The following is a 14,836-nucleotide window of genomic DNA, read 5'->3' as shown; positions in this document are numbered from 1 at the left end:
GCTCTTACATCTTATTTTATATATTGCTCTTTAATTCCCTGCATTAACTCAAATAATAATTATTAGGCCTGCTGTAGCCGCTGTCCAGCAGGAGCATCTGTAAGATATAAATAGCTCTGCACATTTTCAGTATCCTTTAATTGCTGTACTGCTCTTTCATAATTTTCTAACTGGGATTTGTACTCATGCAAATGATCTGCTATATCTTGAGAACTATGAACACGGTTAGTCTTCCAGTCAACTATTAACCATTCTCCGGCCTGATTCTGAGTTAATAAATCAATTGAGCCATTCATAAATTTATTATTCTCAATCTGCAAATAAAAATCTACTTCCGTCTGACACTGTCCAGCAGTTAAATCGCGAAATTCAGGACAGTTCTCTATTTTCTGTAGTTCATTTTTAATTTCTTCTTTTTTATCCCCATACTTTTCAATAGCAGGGTGTGACCTAAATAAATAGCTATAATCAATTGTACCATCATTGATTAATAATTCTAGGCCATGGTGAATGATAGTCCCCTTTAAGGTAGCCAAGTTTTCTTCCTGCCAAGATATTTTATTTTCTTTGTTTTCATCTACCTCTTCATCCTGCTTCACTTCAGGTTCAAACTCTGCTGTGCTAGATGGAGTTTCAACTTCAATAGTTAGAGCTTCAGATTCCTGCTCGGTTAAAATATTCAAAGCGTCATCTGTAATACTTGCCTCAAATGCTAACTCTGTTTCTAATTCTCTAACTTCTGTTTGATTTTTCGTTAGCTTTACTGCTACACTTCTTTGCTGATCATTAATCGCCAGATTTTCTGTCCTAGTTTCTTCCTCCCCCTGCATAAATTCAACTAAATCTTGATTACTATATCTTAAGCCTTTCATTAACCACTTTAAACCATTATGCCAATTTATTTCATCATCACTATTTACATGAACTGAAGCTGATAAGAATAACATTTCTTCTGCTCTAGTAACGCCGACATAAAAGACACGCTTAGATTCAAATTCTTCTTTAGCCCCACGTTCTTGTTTCAGCATTTGATAACTACTTGTTTCTTCTCGCTTAAAATCTTCTGTATAATATTTTACTCCAATTTGCTCCTGTCCCGCCACTTCTTCACAGATTATATTTCCTGTTTGGGGATTACCAGCATTATTTAAATCAGCTAAAAAGACAACCGGAAATTCCTTACCTTTAGCTGCATAAACAGTCATTAACTGTACTGCTTCTTGATCCTCAGTTTCTAATTCTTTACTGCCTTCTTTTTCTTCTTGCTCCATTAACTCTTCTAATTGTCCGACAAATGAATGAAGATTGTTACCCTCATTATTACTAAATTGAGCTGCTTCTTCAATCAATTTCTCAAAATTAGCTATCTTTTGCTTCCCATCTATTCCACTTAAATAACTAGCATATGCCCCACAATCACTTAATATAGTCTCAATTAACTGGTCAATACTAACCTCATTCTTTAGCTGCTGCCATTTTTCAAACTGGGCTTTGCTGCTTGGCTGTTTATTAAAGATTTCTGCTAATAAAGAAGCTTCTTTTTGACGCATCATCCTAAATAACTGCTCATCACTAAATCCAAATAACGGCGAACGGAATAATCCAAAAATCAAAGCATCATTTTTAGGATTTAATAATGCTTTTAAAGCTAAATAGAGGTCATAAATCTCTTGGCGTTGATAGTAACCTTTCCCTGCTACTGTAATATAATCAATACCAGCTTTTTCTAATCCTTGTTCATAATCCTTTAATCTTGTCCGAGCAGTCATTAAAATTGCAATATCTCCATAATCAACTGCCTGTAATTCCCCATTCTTGAAAATTTTCTTGTCTGAATCTTTTACTAACCACTCAATCTTTTCAGCTATCTGCTGTGCTTCATATTCTCCTTTGGAATATTCATCATTGCGATTGTATTCAGTTAATAACGTCTCTATATGAGAATCGGGATGGCGGCTAATTTCATCTTGATATTTTACTTCTCTACCAAAACTCAAATCCTGCTTAACAACATCATATTCGGCTGCCTCCTGATGGGTAACAGCAAATACATCACTAAAAACATGATTAGTGAAATCAATAATGGCTTGATTAGAACGGAAGTTTTTACTTAATTCAATCCTACCTTCCGAATTAGTAGCTTCTATTTGCTGCATTACTTCTTTAAAGATTCTAATATCAGCTCTTCTAAAACCATAAATTGATTGTTTAGGGTCTCCAACTATAAATAATTTATCCGCTGCTAACTTAGTAAAATCTTTATCTATAGTCACTAAGGGACGAATAATATCCCACTGCATCTGATTAGTATCTTGAAATTCATCAACTAACATAAAATCAATTTCATTTCTTAGTTCTTCTACTAATTGATAGTTGTTATTAAAATTATCAATCACTTCTTGCTCTAAATCAACAAAATCAAAATAACCTTGTTTCTTTTTTAGTTCTTGATATTTATCCACAACTGGTTGATATAATTTTAATATCTGTTGACTAAAATTAATTTTACTTTCTTCTTCACTCATTAAAGCTTTGCTTCCAGTACCAGGCAGTAACTCAAATAAATCTTTGAAAATCTGATTAGCTGCTAATTTAACATCATTACCACCCACCCAATCACTAGCACTCATATCGCTATAAATTGATTTTCTCTTTTCATCTGCCTCAGAATCATAAAAGCAATCTAATAGTTCAAAATGAAGTTCTAGTAATTCATCCTGGGACGAAGAATTAGTTTTACTAATCTCTTTTATGATTTTTTCAGCAATTTCAGCCACTTTTTTAGCTATACTAGTTCCTAATGATTGCTCTTTTACTTCAAAATCAGCTAACTGCTTTACTTTCTTTTGAAATTCTTCCTGCACAGCATAGCGCTGTAATTGCTTTAATGGCACATCACGAAGCAATTGATTGAATTTATCAGCTAAACTTTTATCTTCTAGTTCCTTTTTTATACGAGCAATTTCTTGTCTTTGCTCTAATAATTCCATTAAAACTACAATCAAATCTTTTTTGCCATAGCGATAAGTCAAATCCCACAATATATCATATAATTGATGGCTTTCATCTGCTCTAATTTCATCTATCACTGCAATCACTGTTTCACGCAGTAAATTATCCTTATGGATTCCTTCTACAATTTCAAAATCTGTAGTTAAGCCGATTTCAAATAAATTATCTTTGAGAATACTTTTGCAAAAAGAATGAATCGTAGAAATTTTAGCATGAGATAGATTATCTAATATATTAATAATATCTTTTTTTCTTTTAGCACTTAGACTATTAAAATTATCTGTTAAGTATTCTTCTAAGCGTTCTCTAATTCGCTCTTTCATTTCTGAGGCTGCTTTTTTAGTGAAGGTAATGGCTACTATCGTTTCTAGAACTTCTTTAGCACTTTTACTTTCATCTTCTAACTCAGTTAACAAAATTTCAATGTATCTTTCCGTCAATACTCTTGTTTTACCACTTCCTGCTCCCGCAGTAATAGCTAAGTTCTGATCTAGAGTTTTAACTGCCTGTACTTGAGCAGTAGTTAATTCTAAACCTCTAATCTCTTCTCCCATTAGTTATCCTCCTTCTGACATAGAGCCCAATAATTACAAAACTCACAATTGCTATTTTCTCCTGGGCCAAACTTCCCCGACTTAATCCCCTGCACTGCCTCTCTAATTTTATCTTCTGCTTCTTCCAATTTTCCTGAATAAGATTTGCGTAATTGATTACCTAACAGTATCTTATAGCGGCTATCTCTATCTTCCTTGGGATGTAAACCAAAGTAACCTCCCATCCCTACTTCATGAGCAAACTCCTGCTTAACGGCCATCATATAAAGGGGGATTTGAACTGGCGCACTACTTAATTTTTTATACTGCAACTGGCCAGTTTTATAATCTATAACTCCCATTACATCTCTACCAGAATGATAATCAATTCGATCAATCTTTCCTGCAAATAAATAATCATCCACCAAATTCAAATTTTTAAATTCCCATTCTGTTTCCTTAACTTCAAGTTCACTAGCTGGAATAGACTTGCTATAATATTGATTATAAGTACCATTTAATTCATTCTCTAAAAATTCCTCTAAAACAATACCTAGTTGATCATTATCTAAATAACGACTACCTTCGGTAGCCCAATAAAAGCTATGTTCAAACAAGTTATACTCATTCAGTACTTCCTTTGTTACCTGCACTAAAGTTTCATAGGCTTGTTGATAATTTTCCTCTGTAACTTTATTAGCGGCAAACTTAGTATAAAACTGATCTAAAATTCTATGCAGTAATGACCCTCTTTCTAAAGGATTCATTTCTTCTTCATATTCAATCTCTTCCAATTCAAATACTTTATCTAATAAAAATTGAAAGGGACACTCTAAATATTTCTCTAAAAACGAAGCCGAATAATTATACTTGTCATTATATTTATTCTGCAGCCAATTTAGATTATCTTTAGCCTGGAGATTGCCATTATAGCCGGCTAAATCATCTCTGACTTGGCCCTGCGTTAATTTAGCTTTAATCTCTAAACCTTGGCCCCAGTCATAATCTAAAGCGACTTGATTTAGCTTTCTCTCTTGCAAGTCTAAACCAACTACCTGCTGTAATTCCTGCTGAGAATAAATTTCATCTGTTTCTGGGATTTCTTCTAATTCTACTACGCGGCTTAATTCCTCTATACAAGCACTACTTAAAGCTTCTTCTTGATTGCCCGTCTTAGAATAAAGCATAAAAATACCTTTGTTAGCCGACAGCAAGTGATCATTCAACAAATATCTATCTCTTACTTCTCGATTATCCACTTTGATATTGACTTCTTCTAAATATTTATCGATTGGATTCTGTCTAATCGTCGGATATAATTCTTCACTCATACCTAATAAGAATATATAATCATAATCCCCACTCCGCAGTTCAATTTTACCTGTGACTTCTACTCCCCCGTTACTGTCTGGAGTATAAGTTCCTTCTTTGATTGCTAGCTGCACTAATTCTACCCACTCTGTTACTTCTTTAATGCCCAATTCTAAATCTTGCAAGCTAGCAATTTGGCTTTGCAAAGCCTGCCAAGCTGCTGTAATATCAGCAGGTGCCTCTGCTAAGACCTGGGCCAACCCCAAATCAGTTAATAGGTCTTTTAATCGAGCTGTAAACTCCTCGGAACTGACCTCTTCTTTAGGCCGCCAACAACAATATTCCTGCAATTGCTCTAAAGCAGTCTGCAATTCTGCTTCTAATTCCTGCTGCTCTAAAATTAAATCAACTAAATTCCAACCTTCCACAGGGAAACGAATCTCTTTTAATATCTGTTCTAAATGATAATCTGCTGCTGCAGCTGGAGTTAATTCTAGCCAATCACTTTTCAATAATACTAACAAATCTTCTGCAGTAAAATCTCCCTGCAGTAAGCGCAGAACTACTTTAATATCCTGCAGCAGAGACGATTCTGCTAAAGGATGAGGAATCTGCTGTTGATAAGGCAGATTATAACTATTAAAGACCCGGGCCAAGTGCTGCAAATAGCGATCAGGAGAGGAAAATGCTATTCCAATTCTATCTAAACTTTGGCCTTCTTTAGCCAAAGACACTATCTTACGCGCTGTAGCCTTTAGCTCTTCCACTACATCTGCTTTACTACTCACCTGCAACTTAGTCCCCATTTCTTGCTGCCAATTATATTTATCTACTTTAAACTGGTCATTAAACAGATCTTGAATTAACGTTTTTTCTTCTTCTAATCTAGCTTCAACATCAAAATCCTCTGCCTCTAAACGTTCCACTACATCTTTTAAATTGTGAAATAACTTCTGTTTTTCCGGGTCATAATCCAGGACAATTGTTGTATCAGAAACAAAGTCTGCTAATTTAAGGATTAATTCTAATTCTACTGCTTTAATAATCTGCAACCTGTATAAAAACAATTCTTCAATTTCTGGATATAAATAAGCAAAATCTTCTTGTTCTATGTTATTAAGTAGTTCTTGATAAGACTGCCATTTAGTTACTAACCCCTGCTCAGCTAACTCTTCTTTTATTGCTTGATAAATTGCAATCAATTCGGCTGTCGGTGCACTCACTTCTTGTTCCGATAAATCTACTAAGCGAGCATCCACCTGATTCATAAACTGAATTATATAATCAATGGACTTATGATCAAAATACTTGTAATCATTATTCTTTAATAGTTCATAAACTAAATACTTTAATTGTTGTTCTTTGATTAACTGCTTAGTACCTACTTTAACATATAACTCCTGCAGTAACTGCGCAATAGAAATTAAATTATTCAGTTCTACTGCCCCATTTGGAGCTTGAGCCACTAAACGATTGCGAAAAGCTGTTATCATCTCATAATAAGGTAAAATGGTTAAGGCATTATCATGCTCTTGATAATACTCTAAATCTGTATCGAGTTGGGGATTAATATCACTATAAATTAATTTTTTAGTCAACAATAACCGCTCCTTTCTGATAAATTGCAAACTTCTTATTATTAAAATTCACTCAATTCCTAAAATATCCTGCATGATCTATAAAATACTAATTAGATCATGTTCATAAGTGACTAATTAAAAATTGACCTTTAGCTATCAGAAAAGACTGCTTTTCTATCTTTGCACTAAATATTCCCTTATCCTAGTTTCAAATATATACTCTAAATCCCGAGTAATAACTTCACCATCTTCTTCAACACTCACATTTAATACAACTTTAATTTGACTCTTATCTGTCAATTCCATATTATAGTCATTTATTTGATGAATTAATTTAAATTCATCCTTATATATACCATTATTTTTTTCATACTCTTTAAATTCTAGTCCTTGCTTTAACTCCTTAGTTATCTTCTTAAATTTAACCTCCTTTACCCCTTCTAACTCTACATTATTAATAATAACTTTGCCATCATCTCCCTTTTTTCTGTATGAAGCTAAAGATAAATAATAGTAATGAAACTTGTCACTATAACTACGATGAGGAAGCTGTCTTGTATATGGTATAAATATTATACCATTAACCTGATATTTCTTTAGTCTAGAATCTGAAAAATCATATTTTTTATAAAAAGTATCTGTGTCTTTATGGACTAAGTCGATTATTTTTGAAAATTTACATGATGTTAAAAAACTTGAGATAAATATAACAATAATTAAAACAATAAGTACATTTTTCAAAGAAAACATTTCTAACACCTCCCTTATTCTTCACCTTGATTCCTTTCATTTTTCTTCCCAGTAAGATAATAAGGCACCACATCTTCTACAACATGCCCTACACCTTTTACTGCATACTCACCCCAAGCAATAATATCTAATTTATTCTCTGGTGGTAACATTGGAACAACATAATTATAAGTACCTTTATATTTTGCCTCAGCTACTAACAAAGACTTGCCTTGACACTTTACTCTATTCCCTATATCAATATAGTTATAGGATAGGACATCATAGTCAATAAAGTCTTTCTCTTTTAAACCTTGATTATAATTTTCTGCCGTCCAAAGGTAATCCGACCTATCTCGCTTTAAAGTATAATGAAAATCTTGGTGCAGAGAACCTGACTTCCCGCTGGGTACTCCAAACCAAAATTTTGGCCCGTCTGCTGCACTATAGGGTACTAATACTGTTTCAAAGTGAGAAGCCATCCGCTTTAGAAACTGCCAATCTGTTTCTTCATACTGTAAAATAAATTTTTCTAGTTTTTGACCATTACTAGCCTTATCATTAAAGTCTGCTCCGGAATAATCTTTAATCACTTCCTGGATCATCTGCTTATATTTCATCTCTTGATCTTGAAAGGAACGACTTTTTATCTTAAGGTCTAATTCAAAGGTATATGATATTGTCTCCACCTCTAGATAATGTATTCCCTGCACAGCTTTGACTTCAACACTAGTCACAACACCTTTAAATACCGTTCGTACTTTAGTCCCATCAACTACCTGCTTAACCTCTATCTCATCTTGAACTGTTGCCTTCCTTACACAAGTATCTCCCACTTCCTCAGCTACTATTCCCTTAAACTTCATTTTGGCATGATCATTTACACTTTGTAGAATCTCTAATTCTCTAAGTTCTTTTAGCTCATAAGGAGATATCACCTCTATATTCTCATAGCCCATTATCTTCTCATCCCCTGCCAATTACTCTCCCCCTCTGCTCTATAAATTCCTCATTATTTCTTGAACCAAACTGCAGATTATCACTCCTCCCTGAAATAAATTGATAATTGAAATCATACAAGCAAAACATTAAACACCCACTTGATAAAATTAATTTGCAATAACTAATATACTGCTTAATATATTTATTTTCGAATTTGACTTTGCTCTTGACTTTAACTTCTCTTATCCTTTGAACTTGCTTTTGACTTTGCCTTTGAATTTAACTGTAAACTGATTACTGATTACTAATAACTGCTTTTACCCTTGCCCATCTTTTTCAATTGTTATTTTTCCAGCATAAGTACACATAATGGTAGATGTATTCAATAGAGCTGGGAACTTGCCAATTAGCACATCAGTTTTGCCCGCAATCCACTGCATAGTAATTGCTGGGATACAGGGCATTTTCTTTAATTTGTCCTTGTTTGCAGCAGTTGCCGCTGCTACTGTGGGATTAGCTAAGCTCTTACACTTCCCAAAAGCTTTGATGTTTTTCATCGGCACAAAATCATTGATATTCGCTTGGGATTTATCCCTAATATAGATTCCATGATTAGGTGTCACACATAACTCACTCTTCTTATCTCCTTGATTACACTTTAAAGTAGCCCCTTCAACTACATAACTTTTCTTCTTAGCTGTACTCTTGATTACTTTAGTCTCCATTTATCGAGATGCTCCTTTCACATTTATAGTTCTCTCTGCTAAGTTTCAATCAACCTCTACCTTCTTTAAATCAACACCTATAAATTCTCTACGTAATATACTTTCTGCTACTGCTAGATTAACAACAATAGTAGGTTCAACAGTTTCTGCTATCTTAAAAATATTTGCTCCAGCCGTTCTTTGAGAATCAATTACTATCTTTTCTACTGTTCCGTCTCTATTAAATTGACTAGCTCGTGATAAACAACCAATACTTTCCGGAATCATAATCCAATATAAAACTTGATCTTCCCATTGAGGATCAAATAAAACTACTGGCTTAAAAAAGATATCTGCTTGATACTTTTCAAATAGTTCTTTTAAGGGATCAGAGATTAAAAGTAGCGGTCGGGCAATAAAATCTGTTCTTCTTAAATCAGCGTTAGTGAACTTAGTCCCCAATAAAGTACAATGGTTCATATGACCTACCTGAAGGGCAAGCCCGTTCAGGTTTCTTCATTCATTGAAACGAGCCTAATCTGAACCTACCGTAAATAGCAAGACAAATCAGGTCTTACAGTTTCTAGACTAGCCAAAAGACCAGTTGAGGCAACTTGCAATGCCTCCAGAAGCTTGAATTCCCGTCAGCCCGACGGTAATGTATTATTTTTTTACCCTTTGCTAATTTTATAGAGCAGCTTGGTTATCGCTTACTCTTTATCGTAGGGTTTGATTTTTTTGATTCATATTTAGTATATCATATTTTAGAAATAATATTTAATTATTTCTAAAATGTTGTCATTCAGCCCAAAGGCAAGCCCATTAGGGTTTTCTGACAACTAATGCAATAACTTTCAGCCAAATTACTATTGCTTAAATCACTATACCTTAAATCAATTCCGATATAATCACCCTGAGCTAAATCCAAATCTTGAAACACTTCATAAGCATATTCATAATCTCGCTTTTCTTCTAGCCACTCCTTCATTTTCTGTGCATCCTTTTCTTTTCTATCTTCCTTATAAACAATCTCACTTAAATCTCTATATTCACCTACTCGCACTTCAAATTCTTCGTTTCTAGCTAAGTTTTGATATTCTTCTAACTTGAGAACTTCTTTCATTGCATCTCTGGCTAGATAAACTATATAGCAATTATATTTTTCAGCCTGCTGGAGTGTAATCCGTTCAATATCAGTTTTGGAGAGGGGATTTATATATGAGTTCATCTGCTGTTGTAGTTTTCTTTCCGCCTCTTCTAAAAACTCAAATAACCAACTGGCATCATATTCCATTTGGAAGCTCTGGTGGTCGCAGAACCAATATTTATTTTGGGCTTCTACTAGATAGATATAACTTTTATCAGCTATCGATGTTCGTAACATTGAATAAGTAATATAGGCAATCTTACCTTTCTCACCTGTTTCCTGCAGTTGATTAACTTGGCAGCACAATTTTTTAAATGATGCTCTAAAATCGGCTATCAACTCATCTAAGTGAGCATTAAAATATTCTTCTACTGCAAACAGGCTGTGGGTAATTGTCCTCTCAGCATAATTATCATAAAAATACTCTAAAGCTTCTCTTTTATTCACTGTTAGCTCCTTTCTTAACTTAATTCGACTTAACTTCTCCGCCTTTAATAATTGTCTTACCATCCATAGTTATCTCACTTGATTTACACTTTAGGTCAATCTTTTCTTCAGCAGATATTACTACTTTTTGTTTCGCATCTATACTTAAATCTTTGCTAGTCTTAAATTTAATCGGCTCTTTACTGATGATTTCTATTCCTTCTTTGTCATGTAACCTAATAAAGATTTCTTCATCTTTCCCAGTGATCACAATCTCTTCGGGACTAAATTTCAATTCTTTCCCATCTTTAGGACTAAAGAGCAAAGAACCCCCCCTTTTTTAAATGGGTGATGAATTTGCTCGGTTTTATTTTTTAATACCATATATATAATCACAATAACCTTTTATTATACTAATATTTATCAATCATTAATGACATACTATGTGTAAGAAAGGTGATAAGTTTGGTAGCATTTCTAAAGAGTCTGTTAAACAGTATATCAAAAAACAAAAAGAGAATTGATTTTTACAAACAATTATAAGAGAGGAGGTGCATGCGATGAAATTAGCTGAAAACTTCATTCTGAAGCCAAACAAAACCGAGCAAATTATACTAGGTTGTCTAGGATATGCAAGTGCAAAGTTATATAATGTTGCGAACTATGAACGGAAAAATTACTCTAAAGATAGCAATAAAGATTTTCCTGATTGGTATAAGCAGAAAAAAGAGTTAAAAGATCATTTTTGGTATAAAAATCTGCCTTCTCAGACAGCCCAAGAAACTTTGAAAATATTATCAGACAACTGGAAATCTTATTTTAAATCTATAAAGGACTATAAGTCTAACCCAAGCAAATATACAGGCAAGCCTAAACCACCATCATATAAACCTAAAGATAGTAAGTTTAATTTCCGTTTTCTCAATAATGGGTTTAAGATTATAGATAACAAGTTAAGGTTATCTCTTCCAAAACAGTTAAAAGATTATTTAAAAGAAGAATACTCTATCAACCAAAAATTCTTATGGATAAAAGTGCCAAACGAGCTTTTGTCTGCTGATAGAGATTATATTTTAAATAATACCACTAGATTGGAGTTTAAACCTTTAACAAATGATAATTATAAATTAATCTTAATTTATAAAGTAGAAACACCAAAAATCAAAGCTGATAATGGGAATTATTTATCTATTGATCTAGGGCTTAATAACCTTGCAACTTGTTATTCTAATAAAACTAAAGAAAGTTTTATCTTGGATGGAGGCCAATATTTAAGTATCAGCTGCTATTTTAATAAAAAGATAAAACACTTTCAATCTATTTTGAATTCACAAGGAAAAAAGACTTCTAAACGATTAAAACAACTATATCAAAAAAGAGATAGACAGATTAGCCATCTAATTCATGCTGCAACTAAAACAATAGTTAGCTATTGTGTAAAACATAACATTAACAGGGTTATAGTCGGAAACATTAAAGGTATCAGAGACAATAATGACATCGGTAAGGTGAACAATCAAAAGTTACATCAACTTCCCTATGATGAAATTTACCACCAATTAGAGTACAAACTTAAATTAAAAGGAATAAATCTGATTAAAAAGAATGAAGCATTTACTAGTCAATGCAGTCCTCATACTAAAAAAGTGACTAAAAAATATGCTCAAGGTTCTAATCGTAAAAAGCGAGGATTATATGTAGATAATAAAAAAGCTTTTAATGCTGATATAGTAGGAGCATTTAATATTTTAAAAAAGTATTTACAGCAAAGACGTAAAGGACCTGAGATTGATCTTCAAGTTGAAGGTTTAAACAATCTAAGTAAATATTATTGGGATCAAAATAAATTTGTAGCTTAAAAAGTATCTCCGAGTCTGTAATAGGATAGGAGTAGTGGGTACGGACTATCCAACTAGGTAACTTAATCGATGTTACGGGTGAAATTCATCTTGTGTCCCATAAGGTTAAGCGACTATGAAGCTCGGTAATTCATTGCCGAGTAGTTCACGAGCCACTGAACAAATATGTTTTAAGAGTCCATCTTTTAGCTTAGCTACAACCTTGCTCACATAGAGTGGATTGTTTTTAAATTTAACCTTATCTCCTACATTTAAAATTTGATTGGTCTGTACTTCATAATAAGTAAAATCTGTCTCTTTTATATCTTCAATATAATTTTCAGATGAAAATCTATAATCACCTAAGCGCTTTTTGACGCGATAATTAAAATTCTTCAACTTACCTTTAGAAGCTTTTTTAGGTACACCAAAATAAAATTTTGGTTTTGCAAATTTATCATCAGGAATAAGTCCTGTATTAAAGCGCGAAGCTAATCTCTTTAAAAACTGCCAATCAGTCTCGCGGTACTGGAGGATGAATTTTTCAATCTGGGCTCCTTGAGAAGCTTTATCCATTACATCTCCGCCAGGATAATCTGCAATAACTTCTTTTAGCAGCTGTTTATAAGTCATTTTTTGATCTTGAAAAGAACGTTTTTTTAATTTTAAGTCAAGGTCAGAGGTATAAGATACTGCTTCTACCTCAATATGATAAATATTTCTGACGGCCTTGATCTTTAAATTTGAAATTTTCCCTTTGAAAAGAATCTCTGTTCCAGCATCATCTACTTTATTCACCTCTAGTTCTTTTTGCGTATCTCTTAGGTGAATATACTTATTCTTATCTTCTTCAGGCACTACACCCTTAAAATGCAAACTACTATGCTCATTTATTTCTTTGACAATTTCAAGCTCATATAATGCTTCAAGAGCAATCGGGGCTATCTCCAAGTTCCCACCAGTTATTACTTTAGCCATCTAACGAACCTCCTTTAACTTCTTCTGAAACTATTTCAACTGTCTGCATCATTCCTTTTGCAGCTACTTTCCAGTCGGCCATCTTTTCGGCTATACAATTGAAACTACAAATCAAAGCTCTCCCCTGCAATTCTACTAAAAAGTTAAAATTATAAATATCAGTATCTAAAGCTGGCGTTACAAACTCCAAAAACCCTAGCTGTTGACCATTTATCTCCTCTACCCCATCAGCCAAAATTTCAGCTGCCGGCTGCATCTTTTGGATCACTTCTAACATATAATCTTTAAACCCTGTCATTTCGTCTTCAGTAATATCACTCTTAAGTTCACTAGCAGTATGATTAAAGGAAAGATTAATTGTAGTATCGGGATTAGTATAAATCAATTCCGGTCTTCTGGCTGAAGGATACTTTAATGCAGCGATTTCTGCAGACATGACTTCAAAAAAATCAGGTAAATAGATCTTGAGTCTCTCGTCTAGAATAGTCCTTGCGGAAAATTCAATCAATTGGCCATCAATTATTAAACTAACCTTTCTAATACTAGCGGCAATTTTTTCTTCATAACTCTTGTCATCAACCACCTCTTCTTGTTCTGCTTGATTTTTGTTTATAATTTCAACAATCTTTTCATCCATTTTGCTTCCTCCTTTAGATTTATAGCTTTCAATCTACTAACTCACATGAAATTTCATTATATTTTACTGTTAATATTTTTTATTATATAACTATTATATCCAAAGCGTAAGTCTTATTCAATTATCATTTTTTAACTAGTCCCAAAAAATAAAAAAAGGCTTCCTTTGATGTGTTTAAAACACACCAAAAGAAGCCTACAATTTAAGATGAAAATACCAAGTGAGTGAACCTCCATTTATAATATTTATTTTTCACAAATCATTTCTTTATACAACAAAACAAATTCTTCAGGACTTAAAGCTTCAACTCTACTATTTTTAAAATCTTTTAAATTTCTAGTAATTATATAATCAACCTCTGTCTCTAAAGCACTTAATTCTATTACTGCATCCTCATAATCTTTAATTTCTGAATCTAAAGCAGATTTTAAAATTTTATTATTTACAGAAATAATTTGAAATATATCTAATATTTCTTCTAAAAAATATTTGACTTTTTGTAATTTGAATTTCCTTTGTAATAAATATGATAAAATAGTTATTTCATGAGCACAAACATAACCTTGAATATCATCCTTAAGGCAAATATCAAAAGTTTTTTCTGCCATGTTAAATCCTTCTCGTTTCAAACTCAAATCCATTATTACATTAATATCAACTATTATTTTTTTCATGGAATAATCTCCTCATTTCTTCTTTACTCTCCGGAAAATCTTCCCCCTCAAATATCCCACTTAACTTTTTTACTCTCGGATCCACTTCATAATCTTGCTCTTTTATTTCTTTTAATTCCAATAAATGCTTTTCAACTATACTAGAAATAGATTGATTAGTCTCTTTAGATAATCTATGAGCAAATTCAATTACATCTTCTTCAATACTTAAAGTTAATTTATCTTTCATGCTCATCCCTCCTTACGTATATTATTATATCATTATACGTGTTTATTTGCAATTATATGTTTAGTATTAAACCTCTAAGTTTTTGGTGCAACGAAA

The 14,836-nt window shown here is 32.8% G+C and carries 13 protein-coding genes; 1 reads left to right on the top strand and 12 read right to left on the bottom strand.

The window, feature by feature from the left end:
• Nucleotides 1-62: 62 nt before the first annotated feature.
• From JOC47_RS08085 to JOC47_RS08050, 8 genes are all read right to left on the bottom strand, one after another.
• Entirely contained in the window at nt 63-3,566 is a 3,504-nt protein-coding gene (locus JOC47_RS08085) for a UvrD-helicase domain-containing protein (RefSeq protein ID WP_204701565.1), read from the bottom strand.
• Nucleotides 3,566-6,454 carry a PD-(D/E)XK nuclease family protein gene (locus JOC47_RS08080; protein WP_204701564.1) on the bottom strand — a complete coding sequence of 963 codons (2,889 nt, stop codon included), beginning with the start codon at nt 6,452-6,454 and terminating at the stop codon, nt 3,566-3,568. The genes JOC47_RS08085 and JOC47_RS08080 overlap by 1 nt, the downstream gene beginning before the upstream one ends.
• Before the next feature lie 156 nt (nt 6,455-6,610).
• A complete protein-coding gene (locus tag JOC47_RS08075; protein WP_204701563.1) occupies nt 6,611-7,186 on the bottom strand; it encodes a hypothetical protein in 576 nt (191 codons plus the stop codon).
• A gap of 14 nt (nt 7,187-7,200) precedes the next feature.
• Nucleotides 7,201-8,145: a contractile injection system protein, VgrG/Pvc8 family gene (locus JOC47_RS08070; RefSeq protein ID WP_204701562.1), complete on the bottom strand. Its 945-nt coding sequence runs from the start codon at nt 8,143-8,145 to the stop codon at nt 7,201-7,203.
• Between the two features lie 279 nt (nt 8,146-8,424).
• The gene (locus tag JOC47_RS08065; protein WP_204701561.1) at nt 8,425-8,832 is read right to left on the bottom strand and encodes a DUF4280 domain-containing protein; all 408 of its coding nucleotides are present in this window, start codon (nt 8,830-8,832) and stop codon (nt 8,425-8,427) included.
• A gap of 45 nt (nt 8,833-8,877) precedes the next feature.
• The gene (locus JOC47_RS08060) at nt 8,878-9,291 is read right to left on the bottom strand and encodes a hypothetical protein (RefSeq protein ID WP_204701560.1); all 414 of its coding nucleotides are present in this window, start codon (nt 9,289-9,291) and stop codon (nt 8,878-8,880) included.
• Between the two features lie 322 nt (nt 9,292-9,613).
• Nucleotides 9,614-10,405 (bottom strand): hypothetical protein, encoded by a 792-nt coding sequence (locus tag JOC47_RS08055; RefSeq protein WP_204701559.1) that lies wholly within the window; start codon nt 10,403-10,405, stop codon nt 9,614-9,616.
• A gap of 19 nt (nt 10,406-10,424) precedes the next feature.
• Entirely contained in the window at nt 10,425-10,709 is a 285-nt protein-coding gene (locus tag JOC47_RS08050; protein WP_204701558.1) for a hypothetical protein, read from the bottom strand.
• A gap of 235 nt (nt 10,710-10,944) precedes the next feature.
• Between JOC47_RS08050 and JOC47_RS08045 the strand changes: the two genes are divergently transcribed.
• Nucleotides 10,945-12,243, top strand: a complete 1,299-nt coding sequence (locus JOC47_RS08045; RefSeq protein WP_204701557.1) for an RNA-guided endonuclease InsQ/TnpB family protein — start codon at nt 10,945-10,947, stop codon at nt 12,241-12,243.
• A gap of 105 nt (nt 12,244-12,348) precedes the next feature.
• Here the strand turns inward: JOC47_RS08045 and JOC47_RS08040 are convergent, their stop codons facing one another.
• From JOC47_RS08040 to JOC47_RS08025, 4 genes are all read right to left on the bottom strand, one after another.
• Complete coding sequence (locus JOC47_RS08040) at nt 12,349-13,200, bottom strand: contractile injection system protein, VgrG/Pvc8 family (RefSeq protein ID WP_204701556.1); 852 nt, start codon at nt 13,198-13,200, stop codon at nt 12,349-12,351.
• Nucleotides 13,193-13,837 carry a hypothetical protein gene (locus JOC47_RS08035; RefSeq protein ID WP_204701555.1) on the bottom strand — a complete coding sequence of 215 codons (645 nt, stop codon included), beginning with the start codon at nt 13,835-13,837 and terminating at the stop codon, nt 13,193-13,195. The genes JOC47_RS08040 and JOC47_RS08035 overlap by 8 nt, the downstream gene beginning before the upstream one ends.
• Before the next feature lie 245 nt (nt 13,838-14,082).
• Nucleotides 14,083-14,511: a PIN domain-containing protein gene (locus JOC47_RS08030; protein ID WP_204701554.1), complete on the bottom strand. Its 429-nt coding sequence runs from the start codon at nt 14,509-14,511 to the stop codon at nt 14,083-14,085.
• Nucleotides 14,492-14,740: a DUF6364 family protein gene (locus tag JOC47_RS08025; RefSeq protein WP_204701553.1), complete on the bottom strand. Its 249-nt coding sequence runs from the start codon at nt 14,738-14,740 to the stop codon at nt 14,492-14,494. The genes JOC47_RS08030 and JOC47_RS08025 overlap by 20 nt, the downstream gene beginning before the upstream one ends.
• Between the last annotated feature and the right edge of the window lie 96 nt (nt 14,741-14,836).

Origin of the sequence: Halanaerobacter jeridensis (assembly GCF_016908315.1) — a bacterium.
GTDB lineage: Bacteria > Bacillota > Halanaerobiia > Halobacteroidales > Halobacteroidaceae > Halanaerobacter > Halanaerobacter jeridensis.
Note: the sequence above shows the minus strand (reverse complement) of the source record. Positions and strands in the feature narration are given on the sequence as shown.

Coding starts and splice junctions, on each gene's coding strand:
- JOC47_RS08085 (WP_204701565.1), bottom strand. CDS start 3,566: ATGGGAGAAGAGATTAGAGGTTTAGAATTAACTACTGCTCAAGTACAG.
- JOC47_RS08075 (WP_204701563.1), bottom strand. CDS start 7,186: ATGTTTTCTTTGAAAAATGTACTTATTGTTTTAATTATTGTTATATTT.
- JOC47_RS08065 (WP_204701561.1), bottom strand. CDS start 8,832: ATGGAGACTAAAGTAATCAAGAGTACAGCTAAGAAGAAAAGTTATGTA.
- JOC47_RS08060 (WP_204701560.1), bottom strand. CDS start 9,291: ATGAACCATTGTACTTTATTGGGGACTAAGTTCACTAACGCTGATTTA.
- JOC47_RS08045 (WP_204701557.1), top strand. CDS start 10,945: ATGAAATTAGCTGAAAACTTCATTCTGAAGCCAAACAAAACCGAGCAA.
- JOC47_RS08040 (WP_204701556.1), bottom strand. CDS start 13,200: ATGGCTAAAGTAATAACTGGTGGGAACTTGGAGATAGCCCCGATTGCT.
- JOC47_RS08035 (WP_204701555.1), bottom strand. CDS start 13,837: ATGGATGAAAAGATTGTTGAAATTATAAACAAAAATCAAGCAGAACAA.
- JOC47_RS08030 (WP_204701554.1), bottom strand. CDS start 14,511: ATGAAAAAAATAATAGTTGATATTAATGTAATAATGGATTTGAGTTTG.
- JOC47_RS08025 (WP_204701553.1), bottom strand. CDS start 14,740: ATGAAAGATAAATTAACTTTAAGTATTGAAGAAGATGTAATTGAATTT.